We start from the raw sequence: 24,844 nt of genomic DNA, 5'->3' as shown, positions 1-24,844 counted from the left end.
AAACGGCCTGCACCCTTTCTTTCACCGTCACTCCTCGTCTCTTTCCGTCGGCTGCCTCTCCTCGATGGGGAGGCGGATCACGAAGCAGGTACCGACGCCGGGGGTCGATTCCACCGTAAGGCGCCCGCGGTGGCTGCTGGTGATGATCATGTACGACACCGAGAGCCCGAGCCCCGTCCCCACCCCCGGTTCCTTCGTGGTGAAAAACGGTTCGAAGACGCGGCGCCGCAGCCCCTCCGGAATCCCGGGGCCGTTGTCCTCCACCTCCATGACGCCGTAACGCCCGTCGGTCCGGAGCCGGAGCGTGATGCGCGGCTTCTTCTCCGGGGGGTTCTCCATCATCGCCTGCGCCGCGTTGCGCAGGAGGTTCAGGAGTACCTGCTCGATCTCCACCGAAACGACCGGGACGGGGGGGACGTCGGGCTGGTACTCGCGCACGACCTCCACGCTGCGGAAATCGTACTTCTTCTTCAGGTCGTAGTCGTTCGCGGCAAGCTCCAGCGCCTTTTCCATGATCTGCTCCAGCGGCTCCGGCTGCTTCGTAGTGGAACTCTGCCGGCTGAACTGCAGCATGTTGCTGACGATCCTCGCGGCGCGGGCGGCCGCCTCCTGGATACTCTCCAGGAACTGGACGATCTGGCGCCGTTCCAGGTAGCCGCGCACCTGCTCCAGGTCGATCCCGAGCTCCCCCGCGATGTCGCGGTTGGCGGGGAGGGCGCTGGAGAGGCGGCGCTCCACGTTCTGCACCGCCTGCACGATGATCCCCAGCGGATTGTTGATCTCGTGCGCCATCCCGGCTGCGAGCCCACCCACCGACATCATCTTCTCGGTCTGCACCATGAGCTCCTGGATGCGCGCCCGCTCGGTGACGTCCTCTATGCGCACCACCGCGCCGGCACTCGGATCGGTGGAGAGGGGGTAGAGCATGAGGTCGTAGAAACTGCGCTCCCCGTTTCTGTTCATCAGGAGCTTCTCCATGGTGGCGGAGCGCCTCGGCTGCACCTGCGAACGCAGCGTCTGGATCCACGGATAGAAGTCGGGGAGGACCTCCGCCACCGGCCTGCCGATCGCCTCCGCGGCGGAAAGACCGGTCACCCTCTGCGCCTCCAGGTTCCACTGGGTGACCTTCTCCTCACGGCAGATCCCCACGAGAAGGGACGGCATGGAGTCGACGATATCGGAGAGGAAGTTCTTCACCTGCCGCAATTCCTGCTCCTGCCGCTTCCTCTCGCTTATGTCCCGCACGATCCCCACCGAGTGCCACTCCCCGCCGATGTGCATCGCCGCGAGAGACAGCTCGATGGGGAACTCCCTCCCCTCCTTGTTGAAGGCCGTCACCTCCATCGTCTTTCCTATGAAGGGGCCGACGCCGGTGGCAAAGAAGCCGCGCAGCCCGTGGTGCCCCTTCTTGCGCTGCTCCGGAGAGGTAATGATATCGTACAGATCCTTCCCGAGCACCTCCTGCGCCGAATACCCGAAGATCTCCTCCGCCTTCTTGTTCCACAGATAGATCGCCCCCGGGGGAGCTATGCAGATGATGGCGTCGTTCGCCGTTTCCATGATGATGCGGTACTGCTCCTCGCTCTCCTTTAGGGCATCCTCCATCCTCTTCCGCTTCTTCAGCTCCTCCGAGAGCGCTGCGGTCCGCTCCGCGACCCTCTGCTCGAGCCTCTCGTTCACCGATCTCAGCTCGTCCTGGATCTTGGTGAGCTCGCTGTTTCGGCGCATGGCGATCTCGTAGGAGGAGAAGAGGAGGTTCAAGACACTTACGCGGTCGGAGGCTATGAAATGCTTCTCCCCCGCCAGCACGATCTCCACCCCCGGCTCGGTCCCCGCCCCTTCGTGAATGGGGATGTTCTCCATGGTGTACCGGATGCGCGACAGGAGGTAATGCTCGTCGTACGGCTTCACGATGAAGTTGTCCGCGCCGCACTCAAGCGCCCGGACGATGTCGCGCGGGTCGGAGAGGGAGGTAAGGAGAATGACCGGAATGCGGCGCAGGGCAGGGTCCCCCTTGATGCGGCGGCACAGCTCGTAGCCGTCCATCTGCGGCATGATGACGTCGCTTATCACCACGTCGGGGCGCTTCTCCTCGATGAGCTCGAGGGCGCGGACGCCGTTTCCCGCCACCCGTACCGCAAAATCGTGGCTTTCCAGGGTGAACTTCACCTGCTCCGCCTGGGTCGGGCTGTCCTCCACCACCACAATGTCGGTGAGCTTCCCATCCATAAGGGACCTCTTCAAAGGCTACTTCTCAGTACTCCTCCCCCTACCTCATTTTACCCCTCAGAACCGGGAGGGGGATAGCGGGGGGTCGTTTGGGGCATCTCCCGGGGGGGAGCCCGCATCACGTCGCGTCACTTTCCTGCTGCACCACTCCTTTTCCCTAAAAGGGAGCCGTCGTCTTTCCGCCGAGGACCGTCAGCATGCGCAGGATGGCATCGGGTGGGAGCACATGCTGCGCCGCACCGAGCTTTACCGCCTCCCCCGGCATCCCGAAGATGACGGAACTCTCCTTGTCCTGGGCGATGGTGATCGCCCCCTTCCCCTTCAGCCGCTTCAATCCCTGTGCGCCGTCCGATCCCATACCGGTGAGGAGCACCCCCACCGCATGCCTTCCGAAACTCTGGGCGACGCTGTCGAAGAGGTGCCCGACGGTGGGGCAGTGCACCGCTCCGGCCTTGCCGCGGGCCAGCTCGATCTTCCCGTGCCGGTCGATGCCGAGTTCGAATCCGCTCGGGCCGACATAGGCGACTCCCGGCGCGAGGAACTCTCCATGGGAGCCGACCTTTACCCGTATGGCGCACGCCTGCGCCAGCCATTCGGCAAACCCTTCCACGAATCCCTCCGCCATGTGCTGGACCACGAGGATCGGTATCGGGAAGGTGCGCGGGAGCCCGCTCAGTATCCTTTTCACCACGATCGGCCCTCCGGTGGAGGCGCCGATGGCGATGACCTTGATGTCGGGTGCGGTGAGCGCCTCCTCCAGCGCTGCGGAGTGCGGTCGCGCGATGCTCGTGCGCGGCTGGAAACGGCGCACGACCTTCACCTCGCTCATAAGCTTTACGGTCTGCACCAGCTCGGCCGCCGCCCGCCTGTGCTCCGGATGCTCCACCCCCGGGGGGCGCAGGAGTATAGCGACCGCCCCCGCCTCTATGGCCTGGAAAATGGTGGTGTCGAGCTTCGGGTCGATCGATCCGGAGACGATCACCACCGGGACGGGACACTCGGTCATTATGCGCCGGGTCGCGACGAAACCGTCCATGCCGTGCATGTGCAGGTCCATGGTCACCACATCGGGGCGTTTTTTCTCCAGAACCGCGATCGCCTCCGTACCGTTTCGGGCGGTGCCGATGACCTCGATCTCCGGATCGGATCCGAGCACGTGCACCAGAAGGGCCTGCGCCACAGGGGAATCGTCTACTACCAGCACCTTCACCATACCGCGCCTCCACATCCAATTCCCGCGCCGCCCGCGCGGCAAGAGGTGGTTCTCCCACCCGCCATCGTATCCTTTTTGCCCCCCTTCACTCCGTCAGCAGCTCACACCAGCCTGCGGATCGCCTCCAGAAGGTCGCTCTGGTCGAAGCGCCCCTTCACGATGTAGGCGCTGGCGCCGACGTCCATCCCCCTTTCCCGGTCCGCCTGCGAGTCGAGAGAGGTCACCAGTATGACCGGGAGCTCCGCAAGATCGTGGTCCCCCCGCACCTTTGCGGTGAGATCGATGCCGTTCATGCGCGGCATGTCCACGTCCGAGATAAGGAAGTCGAAGCCGCCGCTCTTTAGCTGCGTGAAGGCATCGACCCCGTCCACCGCGGTGCTCACCCTGTACCCTGCGCTCTCCAGTATGTTCTTCAGCAAGGTCCTCGAGGTGATGGAGTCCTCCGCAATGAGCCCCGTCTTCACCTCTTCCGGTGCGGCCGTGCTGGAGAGCACTCCCCTCTTCTCCGTTTCCCCCTTCATGGTGGAGGACATGAGGTCGGAGACGTTCAGGATGGGGACGACGCGGCCGGAGCCGAGGATGGTGGCGCCGGTGACGTTCGGGAGGCGGGAGATCTGCAGCCCCAGGTTCTTTGCCAGCACCTCCTGCTCGTTTAGCACCTCGTCCACCTGGTAGGCGACCGTCTTCTCAGCCATCGTCGCCAGAACGACCTGCACCCGCTCCCCCCCCGGGAGATCCGGTGCGATCCCGAGGAGCCCCGCCAGACGTACCAGCGGAACGATGCGCCCCTTGAAGCGGATCATCTCCTTCCCTTCGGCGCTGCCGATCTCCGCGCTCTTCACCCTCGCCACCTGCTCCACGTGGGCCGCCGGAAAGGCGAAGAAGTGGTCAGCCACCCTCACGAGGACAACGCGGAAAGAGGAGACGGTAAGGGGGAGTGTCATGCGAAAGAGGGTCTGCGCCCCTTCCGTCGTCTCCACCGCAAGGGTGCCGCTCAACCTCTCCACCTTCTCCCTCACAATCGCCAGTCCGAGCCCCCTGCCGGAGATCTCGTCCACCGTGCTGCTGGTCGATATCCCGGAGACGAAGAGATAGGAAAGGAGCTCCGCCACGTTGAGCTCCTCGATCCTGTGCACCGGGACGAGCCCCGTGCGGCGCAGCGCCCCGCGCACCCCGGAGAGATCGATCCCGCGGCCGTCGTCGCACACGGTAAGCTCCACCTTGCTCCCGTCCTTCGGGGTGATGGCGATGGCGATCGTGGCCCGCGGCGGTTTCCCCGCGGCCTGCCGCTCCTGCGGAGTCTCGATGCCGTGGTCGATGCTGTTTCGCACGAGGTGCACCAGGGGATCCTTCATCTCCTCCAGTATGCGCCGGTCTATCTCGATCTCCCCCCCCTGCACGGTCAGGGAGACCTCCTTGCCGCGGTCGCGGGCGAGATCCCGCACCATCTTCGGAAATATCTCCAGAAGGGAGGAGAAGGGGAGCATGAGGACCTTCTTCATGTCGTCCAGGAGGTTGCTCACCATCCCGCCGACGGCGCGGGCATCCCGGTCCGTCTGTCTGAGCACCTGCTTTGTGCGCTCCTGAAGCTCTGCCATGAAGGAGGCGTTCCAGTACAGAAAATCGCAGAGGCGCTGCACCTGGGACTCGAGGGTCCGGCGCTCCTTGACTCCGTTTTCCTCGGTGCGGCAGATCGCGTCTACAAGGGGCGTCACCATCCCCCACTCCTTCCTCCAGGTCGAGAAGGAGGCATTGACCTCCCGCAACTCAGCGGCCCGCTGGCTTGCCGACAGCCTCGCAGTCAGGAGTTCCTCCGCCTGGAGAAGAACCGTGGTGAGACGGGAAGTCGCCACCTTCACCGTTTCCAGAACCGGCGCCGTCGCGGCCGCCGAAGGAATCGTCTCTGCGTGCACCGCCTCCGGCCGGGGCGGCTCCCCACTCTGCTGCGCCGAAGCGGGGAGCGGAGGCTCGCCAGCCGGCTGAGCTTCACCTGTCGCCGGAGCCACGGAGGGAGTCTCGGGCGCCGGTGCGGCAGAGGGCGCCTCGGCCCGTGGCGGTGCGGCGGGGGTCACTCCTTCGAGACGGGGCGCGAGCGCCCCCCTCGCAGCCTCGTGCAGCAGTGCTGTCAGCGCGTCCTGCTCCTCCTTCCCCGGTGCAATCCCCCCTTCCATGGCGAGGAGGAGATCCTTCAGGAAATCGACCGAGTGCTGCATGAGGTCGAAAAGCTCCGGCAAAAGTTCCACCTCCTGACGTTTCAAGGCAGCAAGGAGGCTCTCCAGCGCCTGGCAGAGCATCTCTATGCGCCCGGCATTCACCGCCCGGGCCGCCCCCTTCAGGCTGTGCGCCTCCCTGAAGACGGTTTCCACGAGGGACGCGCACTTCTGCGGCTCCGAGCACCCCTCCAACTCCACCAGCCCCGAGGCGAGCTGGTGCACATGGTCCTCCGCCTCCACCTTGAAGGTAACCAGGAGCCTCTTCTGGAATTCCGCCTCGCGATCAGTCACGACCTTCTCTCCGGCGACTGTGCGCCATGCACACGACGTCCCCTTCCGGCCTCACCGACAGGGGGCTCTACACCTTGTACCGCTCCACCAGCTGCTTCAGCTTCTGCCCCAGTTCATGCAGGTTCTGCAACGTCGCCTCCACCTGCTTCATCCCCGTCACGTTCTGCTCGCTTGCCTGTTTTATGTTTTCCATGCTTTGTGCGACCTGGTCCATCCCGCTTAGCTGCTGCTGCCCGGAAGCTGCGATCTGTGCGGCAGCCTGCGCCGAGACCTCGATACTCTCCTCCATCTGCCGGATCGCGTCGCCGGCCTCCTTCGACTGCTGGACCCCGGCCTGCACCGCCTTGTTCCCCTGCTCGGTCACCATGACCGCCACGTTCGTCGCCTTCTGGATGTCGTTCAGGATGGTGCGCACCTGCGCGGTCGCCTCCTTCGACTGCTCGGCGAGGCTTTTTACCTCCTGGGCCACGACGGCGAAACCTTTCCCCTGCTCTCCCGCCTTCGCCGCCTCGATCGCCGCGTTCACCGCCAGGAGGTTGCTCTGCTCGGCGAGATCGTTCACCGTCGCTATGATCTCGCCGATCGTCTGGCTCTGCTCCGCAAGGCGGATGATGCTGTCCGCGATCGACTCCACCTGGTCCTGGATGCGCCCCATCCCGGAGATCGATTCCTCCACCGCCTTCCTCCCGCGCTGGGCCACCTGGACCGTCTTTTGAGCGGTATCGGAGACGTTGCGCGCCTTCTGGCTCGCCACCAGTGCGGTCTGCTTCACCTCCTCCACGGTGCTCGTCGTCTCGCTCACCGCGCCGGCTGTCTCTATGGCGGCGGTGACGACCTGGTTCGTGGTCTCCTTGATCTGGCTCGAGGCCGCCGCGAGAACATTCGCCGCCTCCAGGATCTCCTGGGTCTGGCTGGAGAGGTACTCGGTACGCTCCGCCACCCGCTGCTCGAGGACCCGGTTCAGCTCCTTCACCTCGTCCTCCATCCGCTTCCTCTGGGTGATGTCGCGGGCGGCCGCGAAGGCCCCCTGGATCTCCCCCGCCTCGTTTCGGTACACGGTGGCATTGAAGAGGACGTCGGTGACCCTTCCGGAGGCGTCGCGCAGCGTCAGCGGGTAATCGCGTATGTAGCCGGTGGCAAAGGTCTGCCGGTACACCTCGCGCGCCTTTTCAGGCTCCGTGAAGATGACGGCGAAATCGGCGCCGAGAAGCCCCTCGCGGGTGTTCCCGGTGAAGCGGACCATCGCCTCGTTCACGTCGAGCATCTTCCCTTCCAGGCTGATCGTCACCATCGGATCGAGGCTCGCCTCGAAGAGGGAGCGGGCGTAGGCGGCGGAGGCGGAGAGCTTCTTCTCCGCCAGTTTGCGGTCCGTGATGTCCCTGATGGCGGCAGAGACGATCAGTCCCTTGGAGGTCTGCATCGGGCTCAGGCTGATCTCCACCGAGAACTCGGTTCCGTCCTTTCTGAGGCCGAAAAGCTCCAGCCCCTTCCCCATGAGCCTCTTGCGGGGCGCCTCTATGTAGCCGCGTGCGTAATCCGCATGGTGGCTGAAGCGCGACGGGATGAGGACGCCGACGTATTTTCCGATCAGCTCGGAGCGGTGGTAGCCGAACATCGTCTCCAGCTGCTCGTTCACCATGAGGATCTCGTGCGCCTCGTTCACGATGAGCATCCCGTCCGCCGCCGATTCCAGGAGCCCGCGGAAGTTCGATTCGCTCTCAAGGAGCGCCCTTTCCGCCTCCTTCCTGCCGGTGATGTCGCGCAGGTACCAGATCCTGCCGAAGTAGTGGCCGTCTCTGCCGGTCAACGGCTCGGTGTAGCGGTCGAAAACGGTACCGTCCTTCAGTACGATCTCGTCGGAGGTGCGCTCCTCGCGGTGCTCCATGAGGTAGCGCACCTTCTGCAGGAACGCCTCCGGCTCGGCGAGCTTGTGCAGGAATGCCTGGATGACCTGCATGAAGGGGCGCCCCTCCACCTCCTCGCCGGAAAGCCCCCACAGCTCGTCATAGCGCCGGTTGTAGAAGAGGATCGTCCCTATGGCGTCGACCGCCATAATGTCGTCGGGGGAGCTTTGCTGCTGCACGGTGAGAAGGTCGTTGCGGGCGCGCATCTCCCTTTCCGCCTGCTGCTCCTGCTTGAGGAAGCGGCGCAGCAGGAACGCCAGCGCGCCGGTCAGGAGAAAGCAGAGCGTTCCAAGCGCCAGGAGGGTGCGTAGAATCCGGGCGGCGGAGGCCCCCACCGTCTGGAGCTCCTGCTGCAGCCGGTGGTCGATCTGGGAGATCATGTCATCGAGCGCCGTTCTCAGCTCGTCGGAACGTTTCGCCTGCGCCCCGAGCGCCATGGCGCGCCCCTGCGGGTCGCCGTCCATGATGAGCGGGATCTCCTTCTGGTCCCTCTCCGTGACGTACTGGTTGCGTACGGCAAGGAAGCGCTGGAACTTTGCGTTCAGGTCGGGGAACTCCTTAAGGCTTGAGGAAAGCCTCTCGATCGCGGCGTCGACGCGCCGTGTCCTGTTCACGATGTCCTGCAGCTGCAGGTTCTGCTGGTAGCGGTCCTGGGTCAGCAACATGGAAAGTACGTCCTGGCGCTCCGCCGCCCTGCTTCCCCGCAGCTCCTTCAGATCGGTGGAGATGGCGATCTCCCTGCGGTTCAGGGAGTTCATGGAGCGCTCCATGTTCGTGAGGCTCAGAAAGGCGCCTATTGTCACGATCCCGGCGACGGTCATGGTGGCGAAGAGGATGAGAAAGACCCTCCCCTTCCTCTGCAGTGTGCCAGGCAGCTTCATCTTATCCCTCACCGTCTCTCTCTCTCGCATCGTCTGACCTTTCCTCTCCCCTCGCTACACTTCCATATGCACCACAAGCTTGCGGTCCGAAAGAATCTTCTCGCCGTCCAAAAGCGTGACCCCGTCCCTCGTCACCCCCTTCACGTAGGCGGCGCGCGCCCCGGTGAAGGTCAGAAGCCCCGGCTGCAGCTCCGCCAGCGGCACCGACGCGACACCGAGGATGGCGTCCGCGACGATGCCAAAGACCATGCGCGGGCTCTGCAGGATGATCACCTTGCTCAAGAGGTGCGATCCCTTCCCGGGGAGATGGAAAAACCTCCGCATGTCGAGGACGGAGTGGATCTTGCCGCGCACGTTCATGATTCCGAGGAGGAAGTCCGGGGAGCCGGGGAGCGGCACCAGTTCCTTGTACGGGTAGACCTCCCGCACGTGCACCGATTCGATGCCGTAGCGCTCGGAGGCGAGGGTGAAGTGCACGACCTCGAGCTGATCCTCCGGGACTATCTGCTCCGGGGGCTCCAGCGCGAGCCTGCGCGCCCGCTCCTTCAGTACCCCTCGCAGCGCGCCATCCTCTGCCGGATCCCCCCCCGGCGGCGGGAGCGCCCCCTCCTCTTCAGGACGCGACTCCACCTCCGCGATGAGCCCCCTCTCCTCCGCGGAGAGGATGTGGTCGAGGTCGCACAAAAGGACGAGCCGGTCCCCGCTCTTCAGAACGCCCGTCACATACTCCATGCCGGGGAAGAATTCGGGCGCGGGGAGAGGCTCGCTGGCGGAGCGCTCCACGATCTCGCCGGCGCTGTCGGCGACGAGTGCGACGGTCTTTCCGGCGCTGGCGGCGACCACCAGGACGTCGCCGGCACCGGTCGGGCGAGCCGGCATCCCGAAGCGGGGACGCAGGTCGAGAACGGGGATGATGCGCCCCTGCAGGTTCATGAGGCCGAGAACCGTCCGCGAGGAGGGGAGCGGGGTGATCTCCACCATGCGCACCACCCGCTCCACAGCGGCGAGCTTCAGTGCATAGCGGCGGTCATCGAGATGCAGGATGAAAAGCTTTTCCATCGGCAGGTTCCCCGATAAATCCTCGGCGATTCCGGTTTTCATTCTCATCATACGCGCTATCGTCGCACCTTGGCTACCGCTTCCGGCGGCTGTGCGCCCGGGGAGGGCCCCGGCACTAGCGCCCCAGGAGCGAGTGGATGACTTCCTTGAGCCGTGCCGCCGTCATCCCCTCGGACTCCGGGAGGGTGTCGTCCGGCGCCATCCCCTTCAGGAGGGCGAGGGCGTTGTGGAAGTGCTTCGCCGCCTTCCCCTTCCCCTCTCCCATGGCGATCTTCCCGAGGGCAAAGTGCGCCAGCACGAGATTCGGATCGAGGTAGAGGGCGCGCTGCAAGGAGAGCCGCGCTTCCTGCATCTCGTCCTTTTCCTGCAGGATGACCGCCCGCAGGTAGTGGAACTCCGCAGTCAGCTTGTGCACCGTGATTGCCCGCTCGCACCAGTGGAGCGCCTGGTCCAGCGCCCCCTGGTTTGCGAAGCTGCGCACGATGAGAGAGTAGCCGTGGGCATCCCTTCTGCCGTCCTGGAGGAGCTCCTGGAGTGCGGCAGCGGCCTCCCCGTATCTCCCGGCGCGGAAGGCATCACCAGCCGCCGCCAACGAATCCTCCGCAGCATGAAGGGGAAGGCTCCCCCCCTCTGCCCCCCCGTTCCCGGCCGGGAAGGGTGTGGCGATCGAGGCAGGCGCCTCCACGGAGCGAGCCGGAACGGAGTCGGCGGATTTCCGGTAAACGGTGGCATCGGGAAAGTTCACTCCCTGGAAGGAGGAGAAGGTCTGCGGGGAGACTTCGGCCGGGCTCACCAGGAGCCACCCGCCGTCCATGAGGCTCTTGTGCAGCCTCTCCGCGACCTCCTGCGCCAGCTGCTGCGTGAAGTACATGAGGACGTTTCGGCACAGGATGAGGTCCATGGCGTTCGTATTGGTGACGAGGGAAGGGTAGTCGTCCCTGGCGAGGTTCAGGTAGGAGAAGGAGACCATTTGCCTGATCTGCTGGGAGAGCTCGTATCGCCCCGCACCGGCCGGGCGGAAGAAGAGATCCTTCAGCCAGTTCGGAGTTCCGCGAAAACTCCAGTTGCTGTAGATGCCGCCGCGCGCCTTGTGCAGGGCACGGGGGCTTATGTCCGTGCCGAGGATGGTGATGTGCCACTCCTTCAAATCCGGGAGCATCCGGTACAGCATGATGGCCAGGGTGTACGCCTCCTCACCGCTGGAGCACCCCGCGCTCCACAGTCTCAGTCGCTGGTCCCTCCCCCGGCGCTCATGCACCAGCTCTGGAAGGATGACCGACTCCACCACCTGCAGCGACGCGGGCTCCCTGAAGAAGTACGTCTCCGGAACGGTGAGGTGGCTGGCGAGAATCTCGATCTGCCTCTGGGTGAGCGTCTGGTTCACCAGGCGACCGGCACAGGCCGCCACGTCAGGAAACCCCATCTCGCGAGCCGCCTCCACAAGCCCCCGCTCAAGGTCTCCCCAGCGCTGCTTCGGAAAGTGCAGTCCCATCTGCGCGCCGAGAAAGTCGCTGACCCGCGTCAGGGTAGCGTCTGAAAGGGTAGTCGCCATATCCCTTCTTACTTCACGCCTGCCGCTGCGCAGCCGTCGGCGCTGCAGGGGTCGCTCGAGAGGCTCGTACCGGTGAAGCCGCGGGAAAAACTCTTTGTTCCTTCATCGTATACTCCATCCACACATTATAATGCCGCGCAATATCGATTACTAGGCAAGCAGAGACCGTTGCGACGGTCGACAGCACGAGGTGAGAGAACAATTAGGCGGTACACATTCAGTCGGCGGCAGGCATTGACAAAAAGAACCTCCCCTTTCACTCTATGAAGAGGAAAGCACCTTTTAACCAGCCTCATCTGCCCCAGATGAAAGCGGAGAGAACATGTCATCGACATTCGGGAAGTTGTTCAAGGTCACCACCTTCGGAGAGAGCCACTGCGCGGCGGTGGGAGCGGTCGTCGACGGCTGCCCCGCCGGGATCGCGCTCGGCGAGAACGACATCCAGCCGCAGCTGGACCGGCGGCGTCCCGGGAAGAGCGAGCTCGCCTCCCCGCGCAGCGAGAAGGATCTGGTCACCATCCTTTCGGGGGTGGAACGGGGGGTCACCCTCGGCACCCCCATCGCGCTCACGGTGCGCAACCACGACCAGCGCCCCGGCGACTATGCCGGGATGCAGGAGGTTCCCCGCCCCTCCCACGCGGACTACACCTACCAGCAGAAGTACGGCGTGCGCGCCTCCAGCGGAGGTGGGCGCTCCAGCGCGCGGGAAACGATAGGGCGGGTCGCAGCGGGAGCGATCGCGGAGAAGCTTCTGGCCGCCCGCTGCGGCGTGCAGATAGTCGCCTGGGTGAGCGCTGTCGGCGAGATCGAGTCGGGGGCGGTCGATCTCGACCACATAGACCGGGCGCAGGTCGACGCCACAGAGGTGCGCTGCCCCGATGCGGAGGCGGCGCGCGCCATGATCCGCCTCATCGAGCGCACCCGCGAGGGGAGCGATTCGGTCGGCGGCGTGGTGAGCTGCGTGTGCCGAAACGTCCCCGCGGGACTGGGTGAGCCGATCTTCGACAAGCTGCAGGCGCTCCTCGGCCACGCCATGCTCTCCCTCCCGGCGGTGAAAGGGTTCGAGATCGGCTCCGGCTTTGCCGGGAGCCGCATGCTCGGGAGCGTGCACAACGACCCCTTCGTGCTGAAGGGGAGCAGGCTCGGCACGGTGACGAACTTCAGCGGCGGCGTGCAGGGGGGGATCTCCAACGGGGAGCCGCTGTACTTCCGGGTCGCCTTCAAGCCCCCCGCCACCATCGCCCGCAAGCAGGCGACCGCCGACTTCACCGGGCGGGAGGTTGTCCTGGAGGGCGCCGGTCGGCACGACCCCTGCGTCGTGCCGCGGGCGGTCCCGATTGTGGAGGGGATGGCGGCGCTCGTCCTCATCGACCTCCTGCTGCGCCAGGAATACCGGCGCCGCGGGTAGCTTTCCCGGTTACCCTCCTCGCTGCCTGATGAAGGTCCCCTCCCCTCTCGCGGGTGAAGGGACAGGGGGAGGAAGGTGCCACCGTTCCGGCAGGTGGCAGCTTCACCCACCCCCTGTCCCCCTCCCGTCGAGGGAGGGGGGACCCGATGGGCGGCTTTTCCCCTTGCCTCAAAAGTGCGTCCTCGCATACACTTATGGCGTGGACGAACCCCCTCCCCCATAAAACACACCCGATAGGTAGGAAATACCCTCCTGCACGCGCGGATTTATTCTTGACAATTTAACTGCGATACAATATCCTCCCCTCACCGTTTGATTTCAGAGTACGCAGCCGTACAATACTCTGCCCACAGAACTACTATCGGCCCACCGGCCAATTTTTTCCTCTGGAAGGGAGACAGCATGAGCATTGAGACCGCACCCGAGATCGTGATTCCGCAACTTTCCGCCGACGCCACAGCAGAAGAGATCCTCCAGGCCGCCGTGGCAGCCGCTGCCGGCCCGGTGCAGATCGCCTGCTCCTTCTCCGTCGAGGACCTGATCATCATCGACAAGATCGCCGCGCTGAAGCTCCCGGTGGGGATATTCGCCCTCGATACCGGCCGCCTGAACGAGGAGACGTACGAGGTCGCCGAGGGTATCGCTGCCCGCTACAACATCCCCATCACCTGGTACTTCCCGAAGCACGAGTCGGTGGAAGCGCTCCTGCGCGAAAAGGGTCCCTACTCCTTCCGCGAGTCGCTGGACAACCGCCACGAGTGCTGCCGCATCCGCAAAGTGGAGCCGCTGGGGCGCGCCCTTGCAGGGCTGAAGGGTTGGGTCACCGGGCTTCGCAAGGAGCAGAGCGTCACCCGCACCGACCTTCCCGCGATCGAGATCGACAAGGCGCACGGCAACATCCTGAAGATCAACCCGCTCTTGAACTGGACCGAGGACGACGTGTGGGCCTACGCGAAGGCAAACCGCCTCCCGGTGAACCGCCTCCACGCACAGGGGTACCCCTCCATCGGGTGCGCGCCGTGCACGAGGGCCGTCGCTCCCGGCGAGCACCCGAGAGCGGGTCGCTGGTGGTGGGAGAACCCGGAGCACAAGGAGTGCGGTCTGCACCGCTAGAGGAAAGAAGGTCCCGTGACGGCTCCCCGCCGGCCGGATCCCTCCGGAAGGGTTTTCCCCTTTCCGGGGAGCGACAGGCGGCGCAAGGCTGCACGGGGGGACAAGACTGCAACACCGGCCTCAGGCCGAGGAGGGATTTGAGAGAATGTACGACCACCTGGACGAACTCGAAGCGCAAAGCATCTACATCTTCCGCGAGGCATACCGGAAGTTCGAGAACCTCGCCATGCTGTACTCCATCGGCAAGGACTCCACCACGATGATCCACCTGGCCCGCAAGGCCTTCTTCGGGAAGATCCCCTTCCCGCTGGTGCACATCGACACGACCTACAAGTACCCCGAGATGATCGAGTACCGCGACCGCATGGCGCGTGAGTGGGGCGCGGATCTCATCGTCGGGCGGAACGAAGAGGCGATCAAGGAAGGGATGAGCCCCGAGGCCGGACGCCTGGTGTGCTGCGGCAAGCTGAAGACCGACGGCCTCACGAAGGTCATCGAGGAGAACGAATTCCACGGCCTCTTCCTGGGGATCCGCCGCGACGAGGAAGGGAGCCGCGCCAAGGAGAGGGTCTTCTCGCCGCGCGACAAGAACTTCGAGTGGGCCTACAAGGACCAGCCGCCCGAACTGTGGGACCAGTTCAACACGAACTTCGAGGCGGGGACCCACATCCGCGTCCACCCGATCCTGCACTGGACCGAGCTGAACATCTGGGAGTACATCCAGCGCGAAGGTATCGAGATCTGCCCGCTGTACTTCGCCAAAGAGGGGAAGCGTTTCCGGTCGCTGGGGTGCATGCCGTGCACGAAGCCGATCAATTCGGACGCCGCCACGGTGCAGGAGATAATCGACGAGCTGAAGGTGATCAACACCCCCGAGCGCGCCGGTCGTGCACAGGACCAGGAGAATGCCTACGCGATGCAGAAGCTGCGCGCCAAGGGGTACATGTAAGGCGTGTTCTACCATGGGGCGGTTCTCCCGTTCCACCCCGGAACCTGCAACCTCGAACGGAGAACCTCTTTTCGATAAGGAGCGGAGAAGATAATGAAGCAAGATGAAACGCTTAAGATAGTAATCGTCGGACACGTTGACCACGGCAAGTCGACCCTCATCGGGCGCCTCTTTTACGACACCGGGAGCATCCCGGAGACGCGCTACCAGGAGATCGCCGCGACCTGCCGCGCGCAGGGGCGCGAGTTCGAGTACGCCTACCTCATGGACGCGCTGGAAGAGGAGCGCGACCAGAACATCACCATCGACACCGCCTCCACCTTCTTCAAGACCGAGAAGCGCCCGTACGTCATCATCGATGCGCCGGGGCACAAGCAGTTCTTGAAGAACATGATCACCGGCGCCTCCTCCGCCGACGCCGCGATCCTCCTGGTGGACGGCGTTGAAGGGGTGCGGGAGCAGACGAAGCGCCATGCCTACGTCCTGTCGCTCCTGGGTATCAGGCAGGTGGTGGTGACCATCAACAAGCTCGACATGGTAGGGTACGACCAGAAGGTGTTCCGCTCCGTGGAGAACGACATCCGCGCCTTCCTGCACTCGGTGGACATCGTCCCCTCCTACGTGATCCCGATCTCCGCCCGCGACGGCGAGAACATGGCGACCCGCCACGGCGGGACCCCGTGGTACACCGGCCCGACGGTACTGGAGGCGCTCGACACCTTCGAGAATGTGCGCGCCGACAGCAACCTCCCGCTGCGCCTCCCGGTGCAGGACGTGTACAAGTGGGACGGCAAGAGGATCTATGCCGGCCGCGTGGAGACAGGCTCCGTGGCGAAGGGTGACGAGGTCATCTTCCTGCCGTCCGGGAAGATCACCCGCGTAAAGAGCGTGGAGAAGTGGCAGTGCCCGGACCTCCCGAGCGCCCGCGCCGGCGAGTGCATCGGGATCACCACCGAAGACGAGCTCTTTGTGGAGCGCGGCGAGATCATCGCCCATCGCGCGAACGCGCCGGTGCGCACCCGCGAGCTCCGGGCGAGCATTTTCTGGCTCGCCGACCAGCCGTTCAAGGCAGGGAAGACATACACGCTGAAGCTCGCCACCAGCGAGGTGCAGGCGACGGTGCTGGCCATCGAGGAGCGGCTCGACTCCTCGTCCCTCGAGGTGACCGAGAGGTTTGCGGTCGAGCTCCTGCCGACGGAGGTCGGAAACGTGCTCCTGTCGCTGAAGGGGGACATCGCGGCAGACGTCTTCAGCGAGAACATCCGCGTCGGGCGCTTCGTGGTGGAAGACGGCACCATGATCGGCGGCGGCGGCATCATCAGGAGCTTTGCGGACAACTCCGGGGAGAGCGCGCAGCGCATCAACCTGAGCGACCAGTTCATCGCCGGGGACGAGGGGAACCTCATAGACCTCACCGGGAAGCGGGGGAGCATCGACTTCGACGTCACCGTGAGCTTCCTCGACACGCTGGTGAAGGGAAACCGCATCCTCTTCAAGCTGCGCGACCCGAGCCAGATCGAGCCGGTGGCGCTCATGGCGTACGAGCACCACCTGAATTTCACCTTCAGCCGCGCAAAGGACCAGGTGAACCTCATCCTCTTCAAGGACGACATCGTGAGAACGGTGGACGAAGTGCACGGGCTGTAGACCTCGCCGAAAAAGTAGCTGCAACGACGAAGGGCACCGCGAAAACGGTGCCCTTCTTTCGTACCGGTTGCTGCAAATCCCCTTTCACACCTCTATCCGGAACTCCGCCCCGTCGGGGGTGTTACGCACCGAGATCTTCCCCCCCATGTTCTTCTCAATGATGGTTTTGGCCATGTACAACCCGATCCCCGTCCCCTCCTGCGGACCTTTCGTGGTGAAGTAGGGGTCGAAGATCCTGCCGATGATCTCCTCGGGGATCCCGCCGGCTGTGTCGGCAATGGTGACGACACACTTTCCCCCTTCCGTCGCCACTGTGATGCGGATCTGCCGCGCTCCCCCTCCCCCGGCCAGCAGTGCGTCCCGTGCGTTGATGATGATGTTGAGGAGGGCCTGCGAAAACTGGTTCCGGTAGCCGCGCACCACCGGGTCGTCCGCCGCATCGATCGTCGTGGAGATTCCGTGCGCGTTCAGCCCCCCTTCCAGCAACGAGACGACCTTTTCCACGACCTCCACCATCCTGAAGTTCTGCTTCTCCACGTCGGTGCGGGTGAAGTCCCTGAAGTCGTCGATCGTCTTCGACATGTGCTGGATGATGTCGAGCATCCGCTCCACCGTCGCCTCGAGGTATTCCGCGGTAAAGGTATTTCGCTGGTAGAAGAGCTGCATCTCCTGGATGAGCAGGCCGAGTATGTTCAGCGGCTGGCGCCACTGGTGCGCGATATTACCGATCATGTCGCCGAGCGCTGCGAGGCGGCTTTGCTGCATCAGCATCAGCTCCTTCTCCCGCAGCTCGGCCTGCACGTTCAGGCGCTCCGCGGTTTCCGCCTGCAGCGCCTCGGTCGTCCGGACCCGCTGGGCGATCTCTTTCCGGAGCATCTCCACCGTGCGGTTCAGATCCGCCGTGCGCTGTGCGACCCTCTCTTCGAGCTCGCTCTGGGAGGACCTGACGCTGCGGGTCATTGTGCCGAGGGCACGGCTCAGCACGCCGATCTCGTCAGAGCGCCGGCTCTCCTTCACATCGGGCCACTCCCCCTTTGCTATCCGAAGGGCATCCTCGGTCAACTCCTCCAGGGGGCGCAGCGCCCGGTTCACGGTCCAGAGACCGGCGCCCAGTGCGGCGGCAATCAGCACGGCCAAAAGGCCGAGCGAGAGGTGGCGGGCGTGGCGCACCGCCGAAACGAACTCGGAAGACGGGAGAGCGGAGACGATGACCCACCACCTGTGCTCCACGATCGGAAAAATCTCCACCCCCGCGGAGACGTCTCCGAGAAGGGGGTCTTCAAAGACAAAGGCCTGAGTCCCCTTCTCGGCGCGGGCGACGATCTCCGGATGGAGCTTGAGATGGCGCCCCACTGCGGCCACCACCCGGTCCGCACTCTCCTCCGGCCGCACACGGTGCTGACGCCCACCGGCATCGACAGCGACTGGAGATACCCCTCCTGACGAGGCGATGAGGTATCCGTCGCTGTCGGTGAGAAAGGCGCGACCGGTACGCCCGAGGAGCTGTCGCCTCATGAAGTCGGATAGACGCGTCAGGATGAGGTCGAGCCCGTACACACCGACGACGGCACCGTCCTTCCCCGTGACCGGCGCGGAGAGGGAAACTCCGAGGATCGGCTCCACAGAGCCCAGATACGGCTTTGTCCAGGAGGACCGTCCCGTCTCCTTCGCCGATATGTACCACTCCTTCCCGCGGGCATCGAAGAAGCCGTCGGACTTGCGCAGCGCCGCGGGGTCGCCATCGGGGGAAACATGGTACTCGCGCACGATGCCGGCCCTGAAACCGTCGCTCAGGAGGAAGACGAAGCTTCCGTCGTCCAACCGCCCGGTGGAGACAATGCCCCCTGCCTCGTTCGCAAAATACACCCAGTCGACCCCGTGCTCCTCTTCCAGCAGCCCGTAAAGCTCCCGTCCCACGGCCCGCGGATCGGAAAGGGGGACGTGGTGGCGCGCGACCCCTTTCTGGACGCGTGTCAGCATACGGCGCGGCGCATCCATCATGAAGGAAACGTGGTCGCGGATGCTCGCTGTCATGTGCAGTATCAGCTGCCTGGACATGGTGTCGACCACCGTATCTTCCGCCCAGTATCCCACCGAGACGAGCCCGACGCTGAGCATCACCATGATGGCCACCGCCGGTACCACCAGTTTTGCACGCAGTGAATATGTGGCTCGCGGTAACGCCATCCCCCACCCTCTCCGTCGGACTCACCTCTGTCCTGTGCCACAGCGACAGTCAATCTCCAGGCAGCGATACCTCGAAACGGTAGTACACCCCGAGCATGAATTCGCTCCTCCGGAGGTAGGCATCGTCCGCCGCGCGGTTTGCCACATTCGCCTGCGCGAAAAGCGAGGCGCGCTCCGAGAGGAGGTACGTGTAACGCACCGTCGATATGCTCACCGTCCCCCCCCTCTCCGGGGCCATTATCTGCTCCAGCAGCACGACCCTCCCCGCGCGTCCCGCTGCCATCTGTGCACCGAGGGCGAAGGTCCTGCTCGCGATGGCGTCATCCGACGACAGGTCGAGGTTGACGTCGTCCGATGAGAAACCGGCCACCAGCGTCGCCCCCCCCACCTCGCAGGAAGCAGCCACGTTCCAGAAATTGTACACGGCGCCCGGGGTGCCGAAAGCGGAGGTTTTCCACGACTCGAGCGACGCCCCGGCCGAAAGCCGCTTCGTGCTGTACAGGACGCCGGCAGTCCAGGTGGAAGCACCGACCTCCCCACTCTTCTTGCCGAATGCGTACCCCAGGCGAGCCTGCACATCCCTCACCTTGGGGGAGCTATAGATGAGGGATCGTTCCAGCCTGTCGATCTGCCAGTAGAACTGACTCTTGTAGGCGCTCAGGACCCCCGGCAGGGCGATGTCCACGAGGCTTGCAAGGGGATCGGAAACAGGGTATTGCCTCCAGTACGTCAAGGTCCCCAGCGGGCTCTCGATACCGCCGTAGGCCTGGCGGCCGAAGACCTTATCCTGCATGAGCCTGAATTTGCCGTCCTCCGTCCCGAAGCCGCTCTCCAGGTGGAAAAGGGCCTTGGTTCCGCGCCCCACCGCGACACTCCCCCTTACCCCGGCCCGGCTCCCGTTCCAGATGCCGTAGGAAAGGTCCCGTGGGGAGGTGCCGTCCCTGTAGTAGGTCACGTCGAAACTTCCCCTGCCGTAGAGTGTGAGCTGGAAGGGGGAACGCTCCTGTCCCTTCGAAGTGGACGTCTCCACCGCCGCAGATGCGGACTCCTCAGATGCCCCTGCCGAAGGTCCGCAGAGGCCACCGGCAAAAAGGATGAAGAAAGCGATTCCTCGACGCATCGATTCTCCCCGCAGAGGGTGCATGGGTCCTGCGCAGAGGAGTGTGCGGGACAGGCGGTTTCAGGAGAGGAAACGCCCCTGCACTCAGGGAATGATGTTAACGACGGTACCCACCTTGATGGTGCGAGCGAGCTCCAGGCCGTCCCTGTTGTGCATGACGAAGCACCCGCCGGTCACGCGTCTGCCTACCCTGTTCGGATTGTTGTTGCCGTGGATGCGGTAGATCGCCCCTTTCCACGTCTTGTGCGAGAGGGAGATCTTGACGGGCCCCATGTAGTTCAGGGGATCACCGGGAGGGACGGCGGGCGGAAGGACGATGCCGCGGCCGCGGAAGATCTGTCGCGAGTAGGGGGTGGGGTGCCACCAGGGGTCGAACTCGATCCTGGTGACCTTCCCTTCTCCGGTAGGGTAGGTGTTGTTGCCGATTGCGACGGTGCCTACCGGATACTGGCGAATCTGCACCGGAGCCTCCCCTTCCCTTTTCTCGTAGAGGGTGAGCATGCGTCCGGTGATGCTTATCTCCACGTAGTAGGGGGTGGCTCCCTTCCCTCCGTCATGCGGTTGTGCAAAGGCAGGCGAAAAGGGGGGGAGGAAGCAAATGAAGAGGAGAAGGGGAAAGAAAAGAGAGAGACTTCTGCTGAGGGGATGGCGATTCATAGGTCTCACCCCAATGCGCTCATACTACCTGAAAACCATCGTTACCTCCTATAGTATCATGAACAGGATGGCAGACAGCAACAGGCACGGTGCAACCGGCCGATGGCGGCGTCATGTTAGGCCGGGATAAGCCGCCAGGCGTTCCCGGCAGGCCGCTGCCCGTCAGCACGATGGACCGCCGGAAACGCTTCGCTTATTCCGGCCTACATTCACATCGACCACATAGCGTCCACCGTAGGCCGGGATAAGCCGCAGGCGTTCCCGGCGAGTCAGACCAGTCGGACCAGTCGGACCAGTGTCGACCGTTCGCGGGACCGTGGATTACACGGCGGCTTGTACCCTCCGCTATCCCTCGAACCCCCGCACGATCTCGCGGGCGATGATGAGCCGCTGGATCTCGTTCGTCCCTTCGTAGATGGATGTTACCCGCACGTCCCTCGCGTATCGCTCCACCGGGAAGTCCTGGATGTACCCGTATCCCCCGAGCATCTGGATGGCGCTGTAACAGGCGCGGTTCGCCGCTTCGCTCGCGTACATCTTCGCCATGGAGGCTTCCTTGAAAAAGCTCCTCCCTTGCTCCTTGCGAAATGCCGCCTGCATGAGCAGGAGGCGCGCCGCCTCAAGCTCCGTGTACGCTTCCGCGATCTTCCACTGCAGCGACTGGAACGACGTGAGCTTCTGGCCGAACTGCACCCGCTGCGCGGCGTACCGCGTGGCATACTCCATTGCGGCCAGCCCCACGCCGAGTGCCAACGAGCCGATGCCGATGCGGCCGCCGGCCAGTTCGCCGACGGCAATGCGGTAGCCGTCATTCACGGTACCAAGAACCGCGTCAGCCGGCACCCGGCACTCCTTCAAGAGCACCTCGCACGTCGCCGACGCCTTCTGCCCCATCTTGTGCTCTTCCTTCCCCACCACCAGCCCGGGGGTTCCCGCCTCCACGAGAAAGCAGGTGATCCCCTTCCCTTTCGGAGCTGCCTTGTCCGTCACTGCCCACACGAGGAAAACGCCGGCATACGGAGCGCTGGTGATGAAAACCTTTGCACCGTTAAGGACGTAGCCGTCTGCTGTGGGAACCGCCTCCGTCGATATGGCGGCGGCGTCGGAGCCCGCTCCCGGTTCGGAAAGGGCGAAGCTCGCAGCAGAATACTCGCCGGAACAGATGCGCGGCAGGTAGCGCCGGCGCTGCTCCTCCGTCCCCATGGCCGCAATGACCTCGCAAACCATGTTGTTGACCGAAAGGGTGACCGCCGTCGAGGCGCAGGCGCGGGCAATCTCTGTGACCGCGACGCTGAAGGCGACCGCACCGGCTTCGGCCCCCCCGTAGCTCTCCGGGATGTTCAGCCCCATGAAGCCGAGGTGGGCGAGTTTTTTCAGGTTAGCCAGAAAAAGCTCCCTGTCTCCCGACTCGTCGAGCCTCGCCGCCACCGGCTGCAACTCGGCCCGGGCAAACTCCCGCGCGGTCTCCTGTATCAGCTTCTGCTCTTCCGTGAGATCGAGATTCATGGAGCCTCCTGGATGTGAACAGGGTCTTCCCTTTTACATTGATCCTCGGGAGGTAATCGGGTACCTTGGCGCGAATCCCACCACGAAAGACCTGATATGACGACCAAGGAAATCCGCCTCGCCTACGCCGCGCTTGCCTGTGGCATTCTCTGCATAGGGTGCTCCGCGCTCTTTGTGAAGATCGCCGCACTCCCGGGAACCGTTTCCGCCTTCTACAGGCTCTTTTTTGCTGCCCCGCCCCTCGTTATGGCGTGGGTTGTGGGGAAAAAGACGCTCCCCGCGCGGCACGACCTGCTCCTCATCGCCGCCGGAGGCGCCCTCTTTGCCGCCGATCTCACCTTCTGGAACTCGGGCCTTCTCCTCACCTCGGCTGCAGCGGCCACGCTTCTAGCCAACAACGCGCCGATCTGGGTGGGGCTCGGCGCACTGATCTTCTTCCGGGAGCGGCTCGCACCGAGGTTCTGGCTGGGGCTCGGGCTTTCCCTCATCGGCATGGCCCTCATCGTGGGGCCAAACGCCCTGCGGGAGCTCACCTTCAACCGGGGAGATCTCTTAAGCATCGGAGCGAGCATCTTCTACGCCGCCTACCTCCTCACCACGCAAAAGGCACGAGGCGCCAGCGACACCCTGACCTTCATGACCATCTCCGTCATCGCCGGGGCCGCCCTCCTCCTGGTCGTGAACCTCGCCCTCGGACTCCCCCTCACCGGCTTCAGTCCGAGGAGCTGGTGGGCTCTGGCGGGCCTCGGACTCGTCTCCCATCTCGTCGGCTGGCTCGCCATCAACTATGCCCTGGGGCACCTGAAGGCATCGTCGGTGTCGGTCTCCCTCCTCGGGCAGGCAGTGGTGACCGCTCTCCTCTCCATCCCCGTACTAGGAGAAACTTTGGGAGCGACGGAGACGATCGGCGGGGTGCTCGTCCTCGGCGGAATTTACCTCGTGAACAGTCGAAAGGAAAAAAGGGTGCCGTGACGGAGAGGGCGGCGGTCTCCTCAGCGCCCCCTTCGCTCCGCACCCTCATCCCCTCGCAGTACCAGGTCCGCCAGCACCGGGCGATGCTCCGAGGACTCGCCGTTGCCGGTCCAGCACGACAGCGTGCGCAGGTCGTCGCTCATCATGATGTGATCGATGCGCATCCAGGAGACGCGGATCCAGGGGAGCCGGTGCTGCAGGAGCTTGTGGCCGTAGCTGTACCCGTACCCCCTCCCCCCCTCTGCGAAGGCATCGTGCAGACCCGCATCGCGCAGCATGAGGCAGGTCAGGGAGGCGTCGGGGGAGTTCAGGTCGCCCGCGAGGATCACCGCCCCCTTCTCCCGTTCCAGCCGTTCCGTCAGGGCCCGCGCCTGCGCCAGCCGCACCTCCACGTTCCCCTCGAACCGCTCCACCGCCTTCGGGAAGTACCACGGGCGCCTCTTCACCTTGCGAAAGGCGTTCAGCCCCGCACGCGGCGTCTGAAGGTGGACGTTATATACCGACACCGGCTTCCCCCCCACCATCAGGCGCACCCGCAGAAAATCCTCCTTTTCCCCCGGCACCTCGATGCGGAAGACCTCGAACTCCGACAGAGGGAGCTTGCTTGCCACCACATACTGGCCGTGGTAGCGCACGTGCCACGAGCGAAGGATCTTCCCGAGCTCGCTCTTGCGCACCTCCTCGGCGTCCTGGAAGAGAAGGAGATCGGGGCTGTAGCGGTCTATGTCGGAGATGAGCGCGTTTGAGGGGTACTTGCCGTACTTCGTGTTGCACGTCATGACCCGCAGCAGGAGATCGCCAGGAGCGAGAGTGTACGGGTGGAGCGGGAGGCAAAGCCCCATGACGGGACCGATGACCCAGAGGAGGCACAGCAGCGGCAGCCAGATCCAGCGCCTGGCGACAAAGAGTGCTACGACGGTGAGGACGATCCCCGGCAGGAGCCACATGGCCTGGGGGAGGTAAAGATTGAGTGCGCCGAACCAGAAGCGGTCGGCGCCGAAGCGGTTGAGCACCGATATGGCGGCGAGGAGCGCTACATAGAGCAGAGAGAAGAAGATGAACCAGGAGAAACCCATTCCGTGACCTTTATGCTTCATCCTGGCCGCACTCCCATCGCATCTCCACCCACCCTACTTCCTGAGCGCCTTGATAACGAGGACGCGCAGCCTCCCCGGACCCGTGTTCTTCCAGCCGCGCATTACCTGGGCCGGCACCTCTACCGCGGCGTCCTGCGTGACCATCCTCCTTTCCCCTCCGACCTCCAGCTCCCCAGAGCCCTCCACCACGAAGAATACCACGTCAAAGGGATTGGCATGTACATCGAGCCCCTCCCCCGGCGCAAACTCGAGATGGATCAGCTCGAGGTCCTCACGGACGCAGAGCTTTCTCGCGTCGATGTTGATGGGGACCCTTTCTGCGGATCCGAGCTCCACGATCTTCATACTTCCCTCCTCTACTCATTGCGCCTTCATGCAGGCCATATATTGCATCATGCCATGGCAAATGCAAGAGCGTGTCACTCACAGCACCCTTTTCGCCCTGTATAAAGAACTCATAGTACGAAAAGACCCCCGGCGCAGTGAAGGCCGGGGGTCGGGATGGTACATCCGGGGAGCCTCCTCATACACGAGCTAGTCGAGAAGGATGTGGTCTCCACGGTTTTTGAGCTGATCCAGTTCAGGTACCACAGCAGCCATGTCCTTGAACCACTTCTCGTTGCTCTTGATGGCTGCCCTCAGATCAGAATACCAATTCAACTGCACCTGGTGACCGCAGTAGGTGCAGGTATCGGTTGCCGTATCGCCGGTCGGTATTGCCTCATAGATGGTGTAGTAACCACATGCGTGACATTTCTGCCGATGCAGAATCGGATCGATCTTTTTCTCGATAATCATGGTCTCTTCCCCTCGTCAGCGTGCTTTTGGTTGTCACCTTGACTGACC

18 protein-coding genes are annotated in these 24,844 nt (G+C 64.0%); 5 read left to right on the top strand and 13 right to left on the bottom strand.

From position 1 onward, the window contains the following. Window positions 1-27: 27 nt before the first annotated feature. The 6 genes from LPW11_RS16155 to LPW11_RS16130 all read right to left on the bottom strand — a co-directional run bounded on the left by LPW11_RS16155 (window position 28) and on the right by LPW11_RS16130 (window position 11,342). Window positions 28-2,229 carry a hybrid sensor histidine kinase/response regulator gene (locus LPW11_RS16155; RefSeq protein WP_230994905.1) on the bottom strand — a complete coding sequence of 734 codons (2,202 nt, stop codon included), beginning with the start codon at window positions 2,227-2,229 and terminating at the stop codon, window positions 28-30. A gap of 157 nt (window positions 2,230-2,386) precedes the next feature. Then, window positions 2,387-3,442 (bottom strand): chemotaxis-specific protein-glutamate methyltransferase CheB, encoded by a 1,056-nt coding sequence (gene cheB / locus LPW11_RS16150; protein ID WP_230994904.1) that lies wholly within the window; start codon window positions 3,440-3,442, stop codon window positions 2,387-2,389. Window positions 3,443-3,543: 101 nt separating this feature from the next. Then, complete coding sequence (locus LPW11_RS16145; RefSeq protein ID WP_230994903.1) at window positions 3,544-5,946, bottom strand: hybrid sensor histidine kinase/response regulator; 2,403 nt, start codon at window positions 5,944-5,946, stop codon at window positions 3,544-3,546. A gap of 67 nt (window positions 5,947-6,013) precedes the next feature. Then, window positions 6,014-8,761, bottom strand: coding sequence for a PAS domain S-box protein (locus LPW11_RS16140; RefSeq protein WP_230994902.1), 2,748 nt, complete (start codon window positions 8,759-8,761; stop codon window positions 6,014-6,016). 24 nt (window positions 8,762-8,785) lie between these two features. Beyond that, window positions 8,786-9,841: a chemotaxis protein CheW gene (locus tag LPW11_RS16135; protein ID WP_230994901.1), complete on the bottom strand. Its 1,056-nt coding sequence runs from the start codon at window positions 9,839-9,841 to the stop codon at window positions 8,786-8,788. A 64-nt stretch (window positions 9,842-9,905) separates the two neighbouring features. Next, window positions 9,906-11,342, bottom strand: coding sequence for a CheR family methyltransferase (locus LPW11_RS16130; RefSeq protein ID WP_230994900.1), 1,437 nt, complete (start codon window positions 11,340-11,342; stop codon window positions 9,906-9,908). 322 nt (window positions 11,343-11,664) lie between these two features. On the opposite strand from LPW11_RS16130, the gene aroC reads away from it, so the two are divergent. The 4 genes from aroC (at window position 11,665) to LPW11_RS16110 (ending at window position 16,459) form a co-directional block, all read left to right on the top strand. Beyond that, window positions 11,665-12,750: a chorismate synthase gene (aroC, locus tag LPW11_RS16125; RefSeq protein WP_230994899.1), complete on the top strand. Its 1,086-nt coding sequence runs from the start codon at window positions 11,665-11,667 to the stop codon at window positions 12,748-12,750. A gap of 402 nt (window positions 12,751-13,152) precedes the next feature. Beyond that, a complete protein-coding gene (locus tag LPW11_RS16120; protein WP_230994898.1) occupies window positions 13,153-13,863 on the top strand; it encodes a phosphoadenylyl-sulfate reductase in 711 nt (236 codons plus the stop codon). A 145-nt stretch (window positions 13,864-14,008) separates the two neighbouring features. Continuing rightward, window positions 14,009-14,812 carry a sulfate adenylyltransferase subunit CysD gene (gene cysD / locus LPW11_RS16115; protein WP_230994897.1) on the top strand — a complete coding sequence of 268 codons (804 nt, stop codon included), beginning with the start codon at window positions 14,009-14,011 and terminating at the stop codon, window positions 14,810-14,812. Between the two features lie 93 nt (window positions 14,813-14,905). Next, entirely contained in the window at window positions 14,906-16,459 is a 1,554-nt protein-coding gene (locus tag LPW11_RS16110; RefSeq protein ID WP_230994896.1) for a sulfate adenylyltransferase subunit 1, read from the top strand. A gap of 84 nt (window positions 16,460-16,543) precedes the next feature. On the opposite strand, the gene LPW11_RS16105 is transcribed toward LPW11_RS16110, so the two are convergent. From LPW11_RS16105 to LPW11_RS16090, 4 genes are all read right to left on the bottom strand, one after another. After that, window positions 16,544-18,646: an ATP-binding protein gene (locus LPW11_RS16105; protein WP_230994895.1), complete on the bottom strand. Its 2,103-nt coding sequence runs from the start codon at window positions 18,644-18,646 to the stop codon at window positions 16,544-16,546. A 49-nt stretch (window positions 18,647-18,695) separates the two neighbouring features. Beyond that, entirely contained in the window at window positions 18,696-19,766 is a 1,071-nt protein-coding gene (locus LPW11_RS16100; protein WP_230994894.1) for a porin, read from the bottom strand. Window positions 19,767-19,850: 84 nt separating this feature from the next. Continuing rightward, entirely contained in the window at window positions 19,851-20,423 is a 573-nt protein-coding gene (locus LPW11_RS16095) for a L,D-transpeptidase (RefSeq protein ID WP_230994893.1), read from the bottom strand. A 345-nt stretch (window positions 20,424-20,768) separates the two neighbouring features. Then, the gene (locus LPW11_RS16090) at window positions 20,769-21,929 is read right to left on the bottom strand and encodes an acyl-CoA dehydrogenase family protein (RefSeq protein ID WP_230994892.1); all 1,161 of its coding nucleotides are present in this window, start codon (window positions 21,927-21,929) and stop codon (window positions 20,769-20,771) included. Window positions 21,930-22,025: 96 nt separating this feature from the next. Between LPW11_RS16090 and LPW11_RS16085 the strand changes: the two genes are divergently transcribed. Continuing rightward, entirely contained in the window at window positions 22,026-22,901 is an 876-nt protein-coding gene (locus LPW11_RS16085; protein ID WP_230994891.1) for a DMT family transporter, read from the top strand. A 20-nt stretch (window positions 22,902-22,921) separates the two neighbouring features. Here the strand turns inward: LPW11_RS16085 and LPW11_RS16080 are convergent, their stop codons facing one another. From LPW11_RS16080 to LPW11_RS16070, 3 genes are all read right to left on the bottom strand, one after another. Next, a complete protein-coding gene (locus LPW11_RS16080; RefSeq protein ID WP_230994890.1) occupies window positions 22,922-23,998 on the bottom strand; it encodes an endonuclease/exonuclease/phosphatase family protein in 1,077 nt (358 codons plus the stop codon). A 33-nt stretch (window positions 23,999-24,031) separates the two neighbouring features. Continuing rightward, window positions 24,032-24,343: a cupin domain-containing protein gene (locus LPW11_RS16075; protein WP_230994889.1), complete on the bottom strand. Its 312-nt coding sequence runs from the start codon at window positions 24,341-24,343 to the stop codon at window positions 24,032-24,034. A gap of 189 nt (window positions 24,344-24,532) precedes the next feature. Further along, the gene (locus tag LPW11_RS16070; protein WP_230994888.1) at window positions 24,533-24,796 is read right to left on the bottom strand and encodes a hypothetical protein; all 264 of its coding nucleotides are present in this window, start codon (window positions 24,794-24,796) and stop codon (window positions 24,533-24,535) included. Between the last annotated feature and the right edge of the window lie 48 nt (window positions 24,797-24,844).

The organism is Geomonas sp. RF6 (assembly GCF_021044625.1).
Lineage (GTDB): Bacteria > Desulfobacterota > Desulfuromonadia > Geobacterales > Geobacteraceae > RF6.
The sequence above is the reverse complement of the archived record's forward strand: the minus strand, read 5'-3'. Positions and strand labels throughout refer to the sequence as shown.